General features: G+C 63.8%; 22 protein-coding genes and 1 pseudogene. All 23 read right to left on the bottom strand.

The genetic code is table 11. The annotated features are described in order from the left end of the window. Positions 1 to 69: 69 nt before the first annotated feature. Positions 70 to 1,446 carry a preprotein translocase subunit SecY gene (secY, locus tag EGK76_RS06565; protein WP_096297425.1) on the bottom strand — a complete coding sequence of 459 codons (1,377 nt, stop codon included), beginning with the start codon at positions 1,444 to 1,446 and terminating at the stop codon, positions 70 to 72. 5 nt (positions 1,447 to 1,451) lie between these two features. Beyond that, the gene (gene rplO, locus EGK76_RS06560) at positions 1,452 to 1,886 is read right to left on the bottom strand and encodes a 50S ribosomal protein L15 (protein WP_096297424.1); all 435 of its coding nucleotides are present in this window, start codon (positions 1,884 to 1,886) and stop codon (positions 1,452 to 1,454) included. 4 nt (positions 1,887 to 1,890) lie between these two features. Then, positions 1,891 to 2,088, bottom strand: a complete 198-nt coding sequence (rpmD, locus tag EGK76_RS06555; RefSeq protein WP_096297423.1) for a 50S ribosomal protein L30 — start codon at positions 2,086 to 2,088, stop codon at positions 1,891 to 1,893. Continuing rightward, on the bottom strand, positions 2,081 to 2,620 hold the full coding sequence (gene rpsE, locus EGK76_RS06550; protein ID WP_096297422.1) for a 30S ribosomal protein S5: 540 nt from the start codon (positions 2,618 to 2,620) through the stop codon (positions 2,081 to 2,083). Before rpsE ends, rpmD begins: the two co-directional genes overlap by 8 nt. Before the next feature lie 167 nt (positions 2,621 to 2,787). After that, positions 2,788 to 3,144: a 50S ribosomal protein L18 gene (gene rplR / locus EGK76_RS06545; RefSeq protein WP_096297421.1), complete on the bottom strand. Its 357-nt coding sequence runs from the start codon at positions 3,142 to 3,144 to the stop codon at positions 2,788 to 2,790. Positions 3,145 to 3,173: 29 nt separating this feature from the next. After that, positions 3,174 to 3,701: a 50S ribosomal protein L6 gene (rplF, locus tag EGK76_RS06540; RefSeq protein WP_096297420.1), complete on the bottom strand. Its 528-nt coding sequence runs from the start codon at positions 3,699 to 3,701 to the stop codon at positions 3,174 to 3,176. A 15-nt stretch (positions 3,702 to 3,716) separates the two neighbouring features. Continuing rightward, complete coding sequence (gene rpsH / locus EGK76_RS06535; RefSeq protein WP_096297419.1) at positions 3,717 to 4,112, bottom strand: 30S ribosomal protein S8; 396 nt, start codon at positions 4,110 to 4,112, stop codon at positions 3,717 to 3,719. Positions 4,113 to 4,259: 147 nt separating this feature from the next. Then, on the bottom strand, positions 4,260 to 4,565 hold the full coding sequence (gene rpsN / locus EGK76_RS06530; RefSeq protein WP_096297418.1) for a 30S ribosomal protein S14: 306 nt from the start codon (positions 4,563 to 4,565) through the stop codon (positions 4,260 to 4,262). Positions 4,566 to 4,583: 18 nt separating this feature from the next. Beyond that, complete coding sequence (gene rplE, locus EGK76_RS06525) at positions 4,584 to 5,126, bottom strand: 50S ribosomal protein L5 (protein ID WP_096297417.1); 543 nt, start codon at positions 5,124 to 5,126, stop codon at positions 4,584 to 4,586. A 10-nt stretch (positions 5,127 to 5,136) separates the two neighbouring features. After that, a complete protein-coding gene (gene rplX, locus EGK76_RS06520; RefSeq protein ID WP_096297416.1) occupies positions 5,137 to 5,454 on the bottom strand; it encodes a 50S ribosomal protein L24 in 318 nt (105 codons plus the stop codon). Positions 5,455 to 5,468: 14 nt separating this feature from the next. Then, entirely contained in the window at positions 5,469 to 5,837 is a 369-nt protein-coding gene (rplN, locus tag EGK76_RS06515; protein ID WP_096297415.1) for a 50S ribosomal protein L14, read from the bottom strand. A 15-nt stretch (positions 5,838 to 5,852) separates the two neighbouring features. Continuing rightward, on the bottom strand, positions 5,853 to 6,113 hold the full coding sequence (gene rpsQ / locus EGK76_RS06510; RefSeq protein ID WP_055246847.1) for a 30S ribosomal protein S17: 261 nt from the start codon (positions 6,111 to 6,113) through the stop codon (positions 5,853 to 5,855). A 10-nt stretch (positions 6,114 to 6,123) separates the two neighbouring features. Continuing rightward, positions 6,124 to 6,312: a 50S ribosomal protein L29 gene (rpmC, locus tag EGK76_RS06505; RefSeq protein WP_096297414.1), complete on the bottom strand. Its 189-nt coding sequence runs from the start codon at positions 6,310 to 6,312 to the stop codon at positions 6,124 to 6,126. Beyond that, entirely contained in the window at positions 6,312 to 6,725 is a 414-nt protein-coding gene (rplP, locus tag EGK76_RS06500) for a 50S ribosomal protein L16 (RefSeq protein ID WP_096297413.1), read from the bottom strand. Before rplP ends, rpmC begins: the two co-directional genes overlap by 1 nt. Before the next feature lie 2 nt (positions 6,726 to 6,727). Further along, on the bottom strand, positions 6,728 to 7,465 hold the full coding sequence (rpsC, locus tag EGK76_RS06495; RefSeq protein ID WP_096297412.1) for a 30S ribosomal protein S3: 738 nt from the start codon (positions 7,463 to 7,465) through the stop codon (positions 6,728 to 6,730). Position 7,466: 1 nt separating this feature from the next. Further along, entirely contained in the window at positions 7,467 to 7,859 is a 393-nt protein-coding gene (gene rplV / locus EGK76_RS06490; protein ID WP_055246839.1) for a 50S ribosomal protein L22, read from the bottom strand. 10 nt (positions 7,860 to 7,869) lie between these two features. Beyond that, the gene (gene rpsS, locus EGK76_RS06485) at positions 7,870 to 8,142 is read right to left on the bottom strand and encodes a 30S ribosomal protein S19 (protein WP_096208158.1); all 273 of its coding nucleotides are present in this window, start codon (positions 8,140 to 8,142) and stop codon (positions 7,870 to 7,872) included. A 6-nt stretch (positions 8,143 to 8,148) separates the two neighbouring features. Next, positions 8,149 to 8,976: a 50S ribosomal protein L2 gene (gene rplB / locus EGK76_RS06480; RefSeq protein ID WP_096297411.1), complete on the bottom strand. Its 828-nt coding sequence runs from the start codon at positions 8,974 to 8,976 to the stop codon at positions 8,149 to 8,151. 10 nt (positions 8,977 to 8,986) lie between these two features. Further along, positions 8,987 to 9,286, bottom strand: a complete 300-nt coding sequence (rplW, locus tag EGK76_RS06475; protein ID WP_096297410.1) for a 50S ribosomal protein L23 — start codon at positions 9,284 to 9,286, stop codon at positions 8,987 to 8,989. After that, positions 9,283 to 9,888: a 50S ribosomal protein L4 gene (gene rplD, locus EGK76_RS06470; protein WP_096297409.1), complete on the bottom strand. Its 606-nt coding sequence runs from the start codon at positions 9,886 to 9,888 to the stop codon at positions 9,283 to 9,285. The genes rplW and rplD overlap by 4 nt, the downstream gene beginning before the upstream one ends. An 11-nt stretch (positions 9,889 to 9,899) precedes the next feature. Then, positions 9,900 to 10,553, bottom strand: coding sequence for a 50S ribosomal protein L3 (gene rplC / locus EGK76_RS06465; protein WP_096297408.1), 654 nt, complete (start codon positions 10,551 to 10,553; stop codon positions 9,900 to 9,902). Between the two features lie 11 nt (positions 10,554 to 10,564). After that, complete coding sequence (rpsJ, locus tag EGK76_RS06460) at positions 10,565 to 10,876, bottom strand: 30S ribosomal protein S10 (RefSeq protein ID WP_047137645.1); 312 nt, start codon at positions 10,874 to 10,876, stop codon at positions 10,565 to 10,567. A 540-nt stretch (positions 10,877 to 11,416) separates the two neighbouring features. Next, a pseudogene (locus EGK76_RS06455) lies at positions 11,417 to 11,749 on the bottom strand (elongation factor Tu); the annotation flags it as partial.

The raw sequence follows: 11,749 nt of genomic DNA, 5'->3' as shown, positions 1-11,749 counted from the left end.
GTGCGGCTGGGGGAGTACCCGAGCCGCGAGAACCATGCCGGACGCCTTGCGGCCGTCCGGCGTATTCAGTCAGCGGCCGCTCAGGCCACCGCCGCTGCGCGAACCCTTCAGGTTCGCCTTCTTCAGCAGGCTTTCGTACTGATGCGACATGAGGTGCGACTGGACCTGGGCGATGAAGTCCATGACCACCACCACCACGATCAGCAGCGACGTGCCACCGAAGTAGAAGGAGCTGCCGAACTCGGCACGCATGAACTCGGGCAGCAAACAGACCAGCACCAGATAGGCCGCACCGACCGCCGTGAGGCGGGTCAGCACGCCGTCGATGTAGTCAGCCGTAGCCTTGCCCGGGCGGATGCCCGGAATCAGCGCGCCCGACTTCTTGAGGTTGTCCGCCGTTTCCTGGCTGTTGAACACCAGCGCCGTGTAGAAGAACGCAAAGCCGGCAATCAGGCCACCGAACAGCAGTACGTACAGCGGCTCGCCCGGCGAAATCGCCTGCGCCATCCGCTGCAATGCCTGCTGCCAGCCGCTGGACGAGGTCGCCTCGCCAAACCAGGTGGTCACCGTCGCCGGGAACATGATGATCGACGATGCAAAGATCGCCGGAATCACGCCCGCCATGTTGAGCTTGAGCGGCAGGAACGAGCTCTGGTTCATGTACGCGTTGCGACCGCCTTGACGGCGCGCGTAATTGACCGTGATCCGACGCTGACCACGCTCCACGAACACCACGAAGAACGTCGCCGCCAGCACCACCAGCACCAGCAGGATCGCCGCGATCGGGCTCATGTCGCCGTTGCGCAACGAATCGAACGTGCCCAGAACGGCGCCCGGAAGACCCGCCACGATGCCGGCGAAGATGATCAGCGAGATACCGTTGCCGATGCCCCGCTCCGTCACCTGCTCGCCCAGCCACACCAGGAACATCGTGCCCGCGGTGAGCGCGATGATCGCGGTCAGCACGAAGCCCATGCCCGGTGCGTAGACGACCGGAATACCGTTGTTGGCACCCGAGCTCTGCAGCGCCACCGCGATACCCGCCGACTGGAACACGGCCAGCGGGATCGCGCCGATGCGCGACCACTGGGTGATCCGGCGGCGTCCTGATTCGCCTTCCTTCTGGATGGCCTTCAGGCTCGGCACGACCTGCACGAGCAGCTGCATGACGATCGACGCGGAGATGTACGGAATCACGTTCAACGCGAACAGGCTGAACCGCGACAGGGCGCCGCCGGAGAACATGTTGAACATGTCCACGATGGTGCCTTGCTGCTGCTCCATCAGCTGCAGCATGGCCTCGGGATTGACGCCCGGCACCGGGATGAAGCACCCGATGCGGTAGACGATCAACGCCCCGAGCACGAACAGCAGGCGCTGGCGGAGCTCGGTAAACTTACCGAGCCCGGCGCCGACGCCGCCCATTGCGCTGCCGCTACGCGACATCCGGCTTACTCCTCGACCTTGCCGCCAGCGGCTTCGATCGCCTCACGGGCGCCAGCAGTCGCCAGGATGCCCTTCAGCACGAGCTTCTTGCTGATCTCGCCCTTCTTGACGATCTTTGCGCGCTTGGCGGTGCTGGGCACCAGCTTGGCGGCACGCAGCGCGGCGAAGTCGATGTCGCCATCGAGCTTGTCGAGCTGGTAGAGCATCACTTCGGCGACGTCCAGCTTGAGCTTCGAGCGGAAGCCGACCTTCGGCAGACGCTTGCGCAGCGGCATCTGGCCGCCTTCGAAGCCGGCCTTGATCTTGCCCTTGCCCGAGCGCGCGAACGAGCCCTTGTGGCCGCGACCGGCGGTCTTGCCCAGGCCCGAACCGATACCGCGACCGACGCGCGTACGCTCGGTGCGGGCGCCCTGTGCGGGCTTGAGTGTGTTGAGCTTCATTCGATTACTCCTCGACCCGGACCAGATAGTGGACCTTGTTGATCAGGCCACGGACCTGCGGGCTGTCCTTCAGTTCGCGCACGTCGTTGAGCTTGTTGAGGCCCAGCGCACGCACCGACAGGCGGTGCTTGGCCTGCGAGCCACGCATGCCCTTGACCAGGCGCACCTTGACGGTGCCGCCAGTGTTCTCGTTATTAGCCATGCCCAATGTCCTCCAGCTTCTTGCCGCGCTTGGCAGCGATCTGCGCCGGCGAGTGCATTTCGTTGAGGCCGCGGATCGTGGCGCGCACCAGGTTGATCGGATTGCGCGAGCCCACCGCCTTCGCCAGCACGTCCTTGACGCCGACGGCCTCGAGCACGGCGCGCATCGCGCCACCGGCGATCACGCCGGTACCCTCGGACGCGGGCTGCATGAACACGTTTGCCGCGCCATGACGCGACTTGACGGTGTGCCACAGCGTGCTGCCGTTGAGATCGACAGCCTTCTGGTTCTTGCGGGCCTGCTCCATCGACTTCTGGATCGCGACCGGCACTTCGCGCGCCTTGCCGTAACCGAAACCGACCTTGCCGTTACCGTCGCCGACGACCGTCAGCGCGGTGAAGGTGAACTGGCGACCGCCCTTGACGGTCTTGCTGACGCGGTTGACCGTGATCAGCTTCTCGATCATGCCGTCGTCGAGTTCCTCACGGTCGCGATTGCGGTCGCGCCCGCGGTTTTCCCTTTCGTTTGCCATCGTTGATGCCTGTAGTGGTTGAGAGATGTACGGCTCGGGCCGCTTGTAGTTGGGGTGCGGATCGGTGGAACGCTGACGCGGCACAGAAGGCCGCGGGCGCCCGGCACTTCCCGTGCCGGCGGGTCAGGCGACGCGGGGCCGGAAGCCCCGCATCGACGACGTACTAATCAGAACTGCAGGCCGCCTTCGCGGGCAGCGTCTGCGAGCGCCTTGATGCGACCATGGTAGCGGTAGCCCGAACGGTCGAACGCGACCTTCTCGATACCTGCAGCCTTGGCCTTCTCGGCGATCGCGCGACCCACCTTGCTGGCGGCGTCGCTGTTCTTGCCGTTCTTGAGGCCGTCCTTGACGTCGGCCTGCAGGGTGCTGGCGGCAGCCAGAACCTTGGAGCCGTCGGCGTTGAACAGCTGGGCGTAGATGTGCTGGCCGGTGCGCAGCACCGACAGACGCGGCACGCCCAGGACACGGATATGCGCACGGGTGCTCTTGGCGCGACGCAGACGGGCGTTGTTCTTGATGCTCATGATCTAGATCCTCGGGAAGCGGATGGGCCTTAGGCCTTCTTGGCTTCCTTGCGAATGATGGTTTCGTCGGAGTACTTGACGCCCTTGCCCTTGTACGGCTCCGGCGGACGGAACCCGCGGATCTTGGCGGCAACCTGACCAACGAGCTGCTTGTCTGCGCCCTGGACGAGAATCTCGGTCTGGGTCGGCGTGCTCAGGGTGATGCCTTCCGGCGCCTGGAACACGACCGGGTGCGAAAAGCCCAGCGAGAGGTTGAGATCCGTGCCCTGGAGCGCTGCACGGTAACCGACGCCGACGAGCTCGAGCTTGCGCTCGAAACCGGTCGACACGCCGTGGACCATGTTGGCGACGATCGCACGCAGGGTGCCCGTGAGCGGGGTCTGCCCAGGATCTTCCGACGACAGCACCGCATTGCCGTCTTCGATCTTGACGTCGATGTTGGCAGGCTTGGTGATCGAGAGGGTGCCCTTCGGGCCCTTCACGCTGACCAGTTCGGACTGGATGTTGAGTTCTACGCCCTTCGGGAGGGCGATCGGCTTCTTGGCGACGCGGGACATTATTCGCTTACTCCCTTAAGCCACGAAGCACAGGACTTCACCGCCGACGCCCTGCTGGCGTGCCTGCGCGTCGGTCATGATGCCTTTCGACGTGGAGATGATGGCGATGCCCATGCCGTTGAGAACCTTCGGCAGCGCATCCTTGCCGCGATACTGGCGCAGGCCCGAGCGCGAGAAGCGCTGCAGGCGCTCGATCACCGGGCGGCCTTCGTAATACTTGAGGACGATCTCGAGTTCGGCCTTGGCGCCGTTCTCGGTCACGCGTGCTTCGCCGATGTAACCCTCGTCCTTCAGGACGTTGGCGATCGCGACCTTGATCTTGGACGACGGCATTTTTACCGTCTGCTTACCGACCGCTGCCGCATTCCTGATGCGGACCAGCATGTCGGCGATGGGATCAGTCATGCTCATGATGATTACCTTCTGAGTGCACCGATATCCGCTTTCGCGAACACTAGTTTTGAACCCGACCGGACCCGGACGGGGTGTGGCGTGAGGGGCGGTATTCTACAGGTCCGGCGCCGGAACGCCAGACCCGTATAAATGCGCGACCCTGGATTACCAGCTGGCCTTGCGCAGGCCGGGCACGTCACCACGCATCGTGGCCTGACGCAGCATGTTGCGGCCGAGGCCGAACTTGCTGTACACGCCACGCGGGCGCCCGGACAGGGCACAGCGCGTCGTCTGACGGGCCGGCGACGAATCGCGCGGCAGCTTCTGCAGCTTGATCACCGCATCGGCCTTTTCTTCGTAGCCTGCGGTCGGGCTGCTGATGATCTTCTTCAGCGCCGCACGCTTCTCGGCATGCTGCTTGGCCAGCTTGGTGCGCTTGGCCTCGCGATTGATCATGGACGTCTTTGCCATAAATGCTCTGCCTTCGGATCAGTTGCGGAACGGGAAGCGGAAGGCTTCCAGCAGGGCCTTGGCTTCTTCGTTGGTGCGGGCGGTCGTGGTGATGGCGATATCCATGCCGCGGATCGCGTCGACCTGGTCGAAGTCGATTTCCGGGAAGATGATCTGTTCCTTCACGCCCATGTTGAAGTTGCCACGGCCGTCGAACGAACGACCGGACACGCCACGGAAGTCGCGCACGCGCGGCAGCGAGACATTGATCAGGCGATCGATGAACTCGTACATGCCCTTGCGACGCAGCGTGACCTTGCAGCCGATCGGCCAGCCGTCGCGGATCTTGAACGAGGCCACCGACACGCGCGACTTGGTCACCAGCGGCTTCTGGCCGCTGATCTTGGCCATGTCGGCGGTTGCGTGCTCGAGCACCTTCTTGTTCGCAGCAGCCTCGCCCACGCCCATGTTGAGCGTGACCTTGGACAGGCGCGGGACCTGCATGATGTTGGCGTAGCCGAACTGCTCCATGAGCTTCGGCACCACCTCATCCTTGTAGAACTGTTCCAGACGGGTCGTCATTTCTTCATCCTCAGGCGTCAAGCGCCTCACCGCTCGAGCGGAACACGCGCAGCGTGCGTCCATCCTCGAGTGTCTTGGTTCCAATGCGCTCGCCCTTGCCCGTGGCAGGATTGAACGGCATCACGTTAGAAGCATGGATCGGCGCTTCACGCTCGACCACGCCACCAGCCTGGCCGGCCTGCGGGTTGGGCTTGGTGTGGCGCTTGATGATGTTGATGTTCGAAACGACGACCTTGTCGCCGATCACGCGCACCACGTCACCGCGCTTACCCTTGTCCTTGCCGGCGATCACGATCACGTGGTCGCCCTTCTTGATTCGATTGGCCATTTTCGTGTCCTCGCTCAGAGCACTTCGGGCGCGAGCGAGACGATCTTCATGAACTTCTCGGAACGGAGTTCACGGGTCACGGGCCCGAAGATGCGGGTGCCGATCGGCTCCTGCTTGTTGTTGAGCAACACCGCAGCGTTGCCATCGAAGCGGATCAACGAACCGTCGGCACGACGCACACCCTTGCGGGTACGCACCACGACGGCGTCATAGACCTCGCCCTTCTTGACCTTGCCACGCGGAATCGCTTCCTTGATCGACACCTTGATGATGTCGCCGATCGCGGCGTAACGGCGCTTGGAGCCGCCGAGCACCTTGATGCACATCACTTCCTTGGCACCGCTATTGTCCGCCACGTCGAGGTGGCTCTGCATCTGGATCATTTCGAGCTCCTGGCGTTATTCGGCGGCGCGCGTGACGATCTCGGCCACGCGCCAGTTCTTGGTCTTCGACATCGGCGCAATCTCGACGACCTTCACCAGATCGCCTTCCTGACACGCGTTGTCGGCGTCATGGGCGTGGAGCTTGGTCGAACGCTTGATGTACTTGCCGTACAGCGCGTGCTTGACCTGACGCTCGACCAGCACGGTGACGGTCTTGTCCATCTTGTTGCTGACCACGCGGCCCTGGACCGTACGCTGCTTCTTTTCGGTATTCATGGTCGGGTCCTTACTTCTTCTGACCGATCAGGGTATTGACGCGAGCAATCTCGCGGCGCACCCGACGGGCTTCGTGCGTCTTGGTCAGCTGGCCAGTGGCCTTCTGCATGCGGAGCGAGAAACGCTCCTTGTGCAGTTCGAGGAGGTGCGACTGCAAATCCTCGACCGACTTCTCGCGGAGTTCCTTGGTCGTAGCCATCAGCGCACCGTCCGGGTCACGAATTGGGTGGTGACCGACAGCTTCGCGGCGGCCAGGCGGAACGCTTCACGCGCCACCTCCTCCTCGACACCCTCGATCTCGAAGATCATGCGGCCGGGCTGGATCTGCGCGACCCAGTACTCGACGCTGCCCTTACCGGAGCCCATTCGGACTTCGATCGGCTTCTTGGTGATCGGCTTGTCCGGGAACACGCGGATCCACATCTTGCCGCCGCGCTTGACGTGACGGCTGATGGACCGACGGCCCGCTTCGATCTGACGTGCGGTCAGCTGGCCGGTCGCGGTGGCCCGCAGACCGAACTCGCCGAAGCTGACGGCATTGCCGCTCCACGCCAGGCCGTCGTTACGGCCCTTGTGCATCTTGCGGTATTTGGTTCGCTTGGGTTGCAGCATGATTAATCCCTCGCCTCGCGCTCGCGACGCGGACCACGACGGTCGCGGTCACCGCGATCATTACGGTCGCCACGCGGCGTGTCGTCCTGCTTCTCCTGGCCTACCTGGCTGAAATCGAAGATCTCGCCCTTGTAGATCCAGGTCTTGATGCCGATGATCCCGTAGGTCGTCTTGGCCTCGGCGAAGCCGTAGTCGACGTCGGCGCGCAACGTGTGAAGCGGCACGCGACCTTCGCGGTACCACTCCGAACGTGCGATTTCGGCGCCGTTAAGGCGGCCGGCGACGTTGACCTTGATGCCCAGCGCACCCAGGCGCATCGCATTGCCCACCGCGCGCTTCATCGCGCGACGGAACATGATGCGGCGCTCGAGCTGCTGCGCGATCGATTCGGCGACCAGCTGCGCGTCGAGTTCCGGCTTGCGGACCTCGGTGACGTTGATGTGCGCGGGAACGCCCATCATGTCGCTGACGTCCTTGCGGAGCTTCTCGATGTCCTCGCCACGCTTGCCGATCACGACGCCCGGACGGGCGGTGTGGATCGTCACGCGAGCGGTCTTGGCCGGACGCTCGATCAGGATCTTGCTGATGCCGGCCTGGGCGAGACGCTTGCGCAGCATCTCGCGGACCTTCAGGTCAGCGGCCAGGTACTCGGCGTATTCCTTCTTGCCGGCGTACCACTTGGAGTTCCAGTCCTTGGCGATGCCAAGGCGGATGCCGGTGGGATGAACTTTGTGACCCATATTACTTGCCCTCTCCCACGACGACGGTGATGTGGCTGGTGCGCTTGAGGATGCGGGTACCGCGTCCCTTTGCGCGCGCCATGAAGCGCTTCAGCGTCGGACCTTCGTCGACCGTGATGGTGGCGATCTTCAGTTCATCGACGTCGGCGCCAGCGTTGTTCTCCGCGTTGGCGATGGCCGACTCGACGACCTTCTTGATCATGTGAGCGGCCTTCTTGTCCGAGAACTTCAGCAGGCCGACGGCGCGCTCGACCGGCAGACCACGGACCTGGTCAGCGACCAGACGTGCCTTCTGCGGCGAGATGCGCGCGGTGCGAAGAATCGCGGTGCGCTTGTTGACCTCGGTGCGAGCGCGCTTCTGCTCTTCGAGGCGGGCTTTCGTTGCCTTGTCCATTGTGCGCTCCTTACCTGCCCGACTTCTTGTCGCCGCCGTGACCCTTGAAGGTCCGGGTCAGCGCGAATTCGCCGAGCTTGTGGCCCACCATGTTCTCGTTGACCAGCACCGGGACGTGGTTCTTGCCGTTGTGGATGGCGATGGTGAAACCGATCATGTCCGGCAGGACCATCGAGCGACGCGACCAGGTCTTGATCGGCTTCTTGGTGTTGGAACCCGCGGCTTCCACCTTCTTGATGAGGTGGTGGTCGACGAAGGGACCCTTCTTGAGTGAACGTGCCATGGTCTATCAGCTCCTGCGATCGCGCACGATGAACTGCTGCGTCCGCTTGTTGTGGCGGGTCTTGTAGCCCTTGGTCGGGACACCCCAGGGCGTGACCGGGTGCGGATTACCCTGACCGGCCTTGGCCTCACCACCACCGTGCGGATGGTCGACCGGGTTCATCGCCGCACCGCGGACGGTCGGCTTGACGCCACGCCAGCGCTTCGCACCGGCCTTGCCCAGCTTCTCGAGGCTGTGCTCGTCGTTGCTGACCTCGCCGATCGTGGCGCGGCACTCGGACGGCACGCGACGCACTTCGCCCGAACGCAGGCGGACAGTCGCGTAGACGCCTTCGCGCGACACCAGCTGCACGCCGGCACCGGCGGCGCGGGCAATCTGCGCGCCCTTGCCCGGCTTCATCTCGATGCAGTGGATCGTCGAGCCGACCGGGATGTTGCGCAGCGGCAGCGTGTTGCCGGTCTTGATCGGAGCATCCGAACCGGAGATCACCTGATCGCCAGCCTTGAGACCCTTCGGCGCGATGATGTAGCGACGCTCGCCGTCGACATAGCACAGCAGTGCAATGTGGGCGGTGCGGTTGGGGTCGTATTCGATGCGCTCGACGCGCGCCGGAATGCCTTCCTTGTCCCGCTTGAAGTCGACGATGCGGTAGTGCTGCTTGTGGCCACCACCGATGTGACGGGTGGTGATGCGGCCGTGGTGGTTGCGACCACCGGTGTTGGTCTTCTTCTCGACCAGCGCGGCGTGCGGCGCACCCTTGTGCAGGTGCGGATGCACGACGCGGACCGCGGAACGGCGACCGGCGGACGTGGGCTTGAATTTCATCAATGGCATCGGGGCTTCCTCAGACCTTCGCGTTCATGACGTCGATCGACTGGCCGTCGGCCAGCTTGACGTACGCCTTGCGCCAGTCGCCACGGCTGCCCTGGCGCTGACGGAAGGACTTGTTCTTGCCCTTCACGTTCAACACGTTGACAGCCTCGACCGTCACGCCGAACAGCTTCTCGACCGCAGCCTTGATATCGGCCTTGGTCGCGACGGTCGACACTTCGAACGCGTACTGGTTGGACACTTCCTGCAGGCGCGCGGTCTTCTCGGACACGCGCGGCGCACGGATCACTTCATAGAGCTTGGCGTCGTTCATGCCAGCCACTCCTCGATCTTCTTCACCGCATCGGTGGTGATCAGCACGGTATCGGCGCCGACCAGCGCGACCGGATCCAGGCCCTGCACGTCGCGGATCTCGACGTAGGGCAGGTTGCGTGCCGACAGGTACAGGTGCTCGGACGCGTCCTCGGTCACGATCAGCGGACGCTTGCCCAGATCGAATTCCTTGAGCTTGGCGACCATGCCGCTGGTCTTGGTCTCGGTCAGGTCGAACGTCTCGACGACCATCAGACGGCCCTGGCGGTTGAGTTCGGACAGGATCGCCGACATCGCCGCGCGGTACATCTTGCGGTTGACCTTCTGCGCGAAGCTGCGCGGCTTGGCCGCGAACGTCACACCACCGCCGACGAAGATCGGAGCCGTCAGCGCGCCATGACGCGCACCGCCGCCCTTCTGCTTCTTCGACTTCTTGGTCGTGCCGTTGACTTCCGAACGGGTCTTCTGCGCCTTGGTACCGGCGCGACCGGCGTTGCGGTAGGCAACGACCACCTGGTGGACCAGGTCTTCGCTGAAATCGCGGCCGAAGACTTCGTCGGAGACCGACAGCTTCGTGCTGCTGTTGTTGATTGCGAGTTCCATCGTGCTACTCCTTATGCCTTGCTCGACGGACGCACGATCACGTCGCCACCCGGCGCGCCAGGCACGGCGCCCTTGACGGCGATCAGGCCGCGCTCGGCGTCGACCTGCACGATCTGCAGGCGCTGCGTGGTCTGCACGTCGGCACCCATGTGACCGGACATCTTCTTGCCCGGAAACACGCGGCCCGGCGTCTGGCGCTGACCGAGCGAACCCGGCTGGCGGTGCGACAGCGAGTTACCGTGCGTGGCGTCGCCCATCTTGAAGTTCCAGCGCTTGATCGTGCCCTGGAAACCCTTGCCCTTCGTGACGCCCTGGACGTCGACGATCTGGCCTACTTCGAAGATGTCGGCCTTGATCTCGCCACCGACACTGAAGTCGGCGATCTTGTCGTCGGCGACGCGGAGCTCCCACAGGCCACGGCCGGCTTCGACCTTCGCCTTGGCGAGGTGGCCGGTTTCCGGCTTGTTGAGCAGCGATGCACGCTTGACGCCTGCGGTGACCTGCACGGCGCTGTAGCCGTCGGTGTCGACGGTCTTGATCTGGGTGATGCGGTTGGGGGTCGCCTCGATCAGCGTCACCGGCACGGACTTGCCGTCCTCGGTGAACACCCGGCTCATGCCGGCCTTGCGGCCGACGATGCCCAACGAATGAATCTTCGCGGTCATGGGTCGGTCCTTTAGGTCAGCTTGATCTGAACGTCGACGCCAGCTGCGAGCTCAAGCTTCATCAGCGCATCAACGGTCTTGTCGTTCGGGTCGACGATGTCCAGCACGCGCTTGTGCGTGCGGGTCTCGTACTGGTCACGTGCATCCTTGTCGACGTGCGGCGACGTCAGGATGGTGTAACGCTCGATTTTGGTCGGCAGTGGGATCGGGCCGCGCACCTGCGCACCGGTCCGCTTGGCGGTCTCGACGATCTCGCTTGCCGAGCGATCGATCAGGCGGTGATCGAATGCCTTGAGGCGGATCCGGATCTTTTGGTCCGTCATGACGGAAATATCCTTGGTTGAAAGAGCGACGGGCCTGCGGCTGGGTGCGCAGAACCCCATTGATTCGTGGCGATCCGAGGCATTCACCCGCGCCCCGGGGCCTTTCCTTGCAAACACAAAAGGCAGACCGGTTACCCGGTCCGCCCAGACACAGAAATTTGGACGCGGTGATCCGCTCCATCCCTTCGTGCTCCGGAAATCTCCGGAACGGGTGGAGCACAGCCTCGCGACATTTCCGTGTCTGGCGAAGACGAGGGCATCCTGCACCTCATTTCGCGATTTCGCGGGCATCTGATGACAGCATGTCCGCGAGGGTCTTGCATTCTAGCGGGTACGCAGGCTTGGACGCAAGCCCCCGCCAAAACCGGACGGACCGGCATAGCCGGCCCGCCTTTCGATCGTCACCCCGCAAAGCAGGGGATCCAGGATTCGCATGTCGGACCTCGGAATGGCGAAGTCGAAATCGAAATCAATGGATGCCCTGCCCGACCAGCCCTTGGGCCAGTGGCCACGCGCGCGATGCGCGCGTGGCCCGTCAGATCACTTGAGGATCTTGGCGACCACGCCGGCGCCGACGGTACGACCGCCTTCGCGGATCGCGAAGCGCAGGCCTTCGTCCATGGCGACCGGGTTGATCAGCGTGACCACCATCTTCACGTTGTCGCCCGGCATCACCATCTCGGTGCCTTCCGGCAGCTCGACCGCACCGGTGATGTCGGTGGTGCGGAAGTAGAACTGCGGACGGTAGCCCTTGAAGAACGGGGTGTGACGGCCGCCTTCGTCCTTCGACAGCACATAGACTTCGGCTTCGAAATCGGTGTGCGGCTTGATCGAACCCGGCTTGGCCAGCACCTGGCCACGCTCGACGTCGTC

This window comes from Luteimonas sp. 100069 (assembly GCF_003813845.1).
Classification (GTDB): Bacteria; Pseudomonadota; Gammaproteobacteria; order Xanthomonadales; family Xanthomonadaceae; genus Luteimonas; species Luteimonas chenhongjianii.
This window is presented reverse-complemented; position numbering and strand designations above follow the sequence as displayed.

What these genes read in the sequence shown, in the direction of transcription:
- rplX (WP_096297416.1), bottom strand. Translation starts at nt 5,454, where the DNA reads ATGGCCAATCGAATCAAGAAGGGCGACCACGTGATCGTGATCGCCGGC.
- rpsH (WP_096297419.1), bottom strand. Translation starts at nt 4,112, where the DNA reads ATGAGCATGACTGATCCCATCGCCGACATGCTGGTCCGCATCAGGAAT.
- rpsN (WP_096297418.1), bottom strand. Translation starts at nt 4,565, where the DNA reads ATGGCAAAGACGTCCATGATCAATCGCGAGGCCAAGCGCACCAAGCTG.
- rplD (WP_096297409.1), bottom strand. Translation starts at nt 9,888, where the DNA reads ATGGAACTCGCAATCAACAACAGCAGCACGAAGCTGTCGGTCTCCGAC.
- rplE (WP_096297417.1), bottom strand. Translation starts at nt 5,126, where the DNA reads ATGACGACCCGTCTGGAACAGTTCTACAAGGATGAGGTGGTGCCGAAG.
- rpsS (WP_096208158.1), bottom strand. Translation starts at nt 8,142, where the DNA reads ATGGCACGTTCACTCAAGAAGGGTCCCTTCGTCGACCACCACCTCATC.
- rplV (WP_055246839.1), bottom strand. Translation starts at nt 7,859, where the DNA reads ATGGACAAGGCAACGAAAGCCCGCCTCGAAGAGCAGAAGCGCGCTCGC.
- rplN (WP_096297415.1), bottom strand. Translation starts at nt 5,837, where the DNA reads ATGATCCAGATGCAGAGCCACCTCGACGTGGCGGACAATAGCGGTGCC.
- rplB (WP_096297411.1), bottom strand. Translation starts at nt 8,976, where the DNA reads ATGCCATTGATGAAATTCAAGCCCACGTCCGCCGGTCGCCGTTCCGCG.
- rplW (WP_096297410.1), bottom strand. Translation starts at nt 9,286, where the DNA reads ATGAACGACGCCAAGCTCTATGAAGTGATCCGTGCGCCGCGCGTGTCC.
- rplR (WP_096297421.1), bottom strand. Translation starts at nt 3,144, where the DNA reads ATGAGCATCAAGAACAACGCCCGTCTGCGTCGCGCCAAGAGCACCCGT.
- rpsQ (WP_055246847.1), bottom strand. Translation starts at nt 6,113, where the DNA reads ATGAATACCGAAAAGAAGCAGCGTACGGTCCAGGGCCGCGTGGTCAGC.
- rplC (WP_096297408.1), bottom strand. Translation starts at nt 10,553, where the DNA reads ATGACCGCGAAGATTCATTCGTTGGGCATCGTCGGCCGCAAGGCCGGC.
- rplO (WP_096297424.1), bottom strand. Translation starts at nt 1,886, where the DNA reads ATGAAGCTCAACACACTCAAGCCCGCACAGGGCGCCCGCACCGAGCGT.
- rpsJ (WP_047137645.1), bottom strand. Translation starts at nt 10,876, where the DNA reads ATGACGGACCAAAAGATCCGGATCCGCCTCAAGGCATTCGATCACCGC.
- rpmC (WP_096297414.1), bottom strand. Translation starts at nt 6,312, where the DNA reads ATGGCTACGACCAAGGAACTCCGCGAGAAGTCGGTCGAGGATTTGCAG.
- rpsE (WP_096297422.1), bottom strand. Translation starts at nt 2,620, where the DNA reads ATGGCAAACGAAAGGGAAAACCGCGGGCGCGACCGCAATCGCGACCGT.
- rpsC (WP_096297412.1), bottom strand. Translation starts at nt 7,465, where the DNA reads ATGGGTCACAAAGTTCATCCCACCGGCATCCGCCTTGGCATCGCCAAG.
- secY (WP_096297425.1), bottom strand. Translation starts at nt 1,446, where the DNA reads ATGTCGCGTAGCGGCAGCGCAATGGGCGGCGTCGGCGCCGGGCTCGGT.
- rplF (WP_096297420.1), bottom strand. Translation starts at nt 3,701, where the DNA reads ATGTCCCGCGTCGCCAAGAAGCCGATCGCCCTCCCGAAGGGCGTAGAA.
- rpmD (WP_096297423.1), bottom strand. Translation starts at nt 2,088, where the DNA reads ATGGCTAATAACGAGAACACTGGCGGCACCGTCAAGGTGCGCCTGGTC.
- rplP (WP_096297413.1), bottom strand. Translation starts at nt 6,725, where the DNA reads ATGCTGCAACCCAAGCGAACCAAATACCGCAAGATGCACAAGGGCCGT.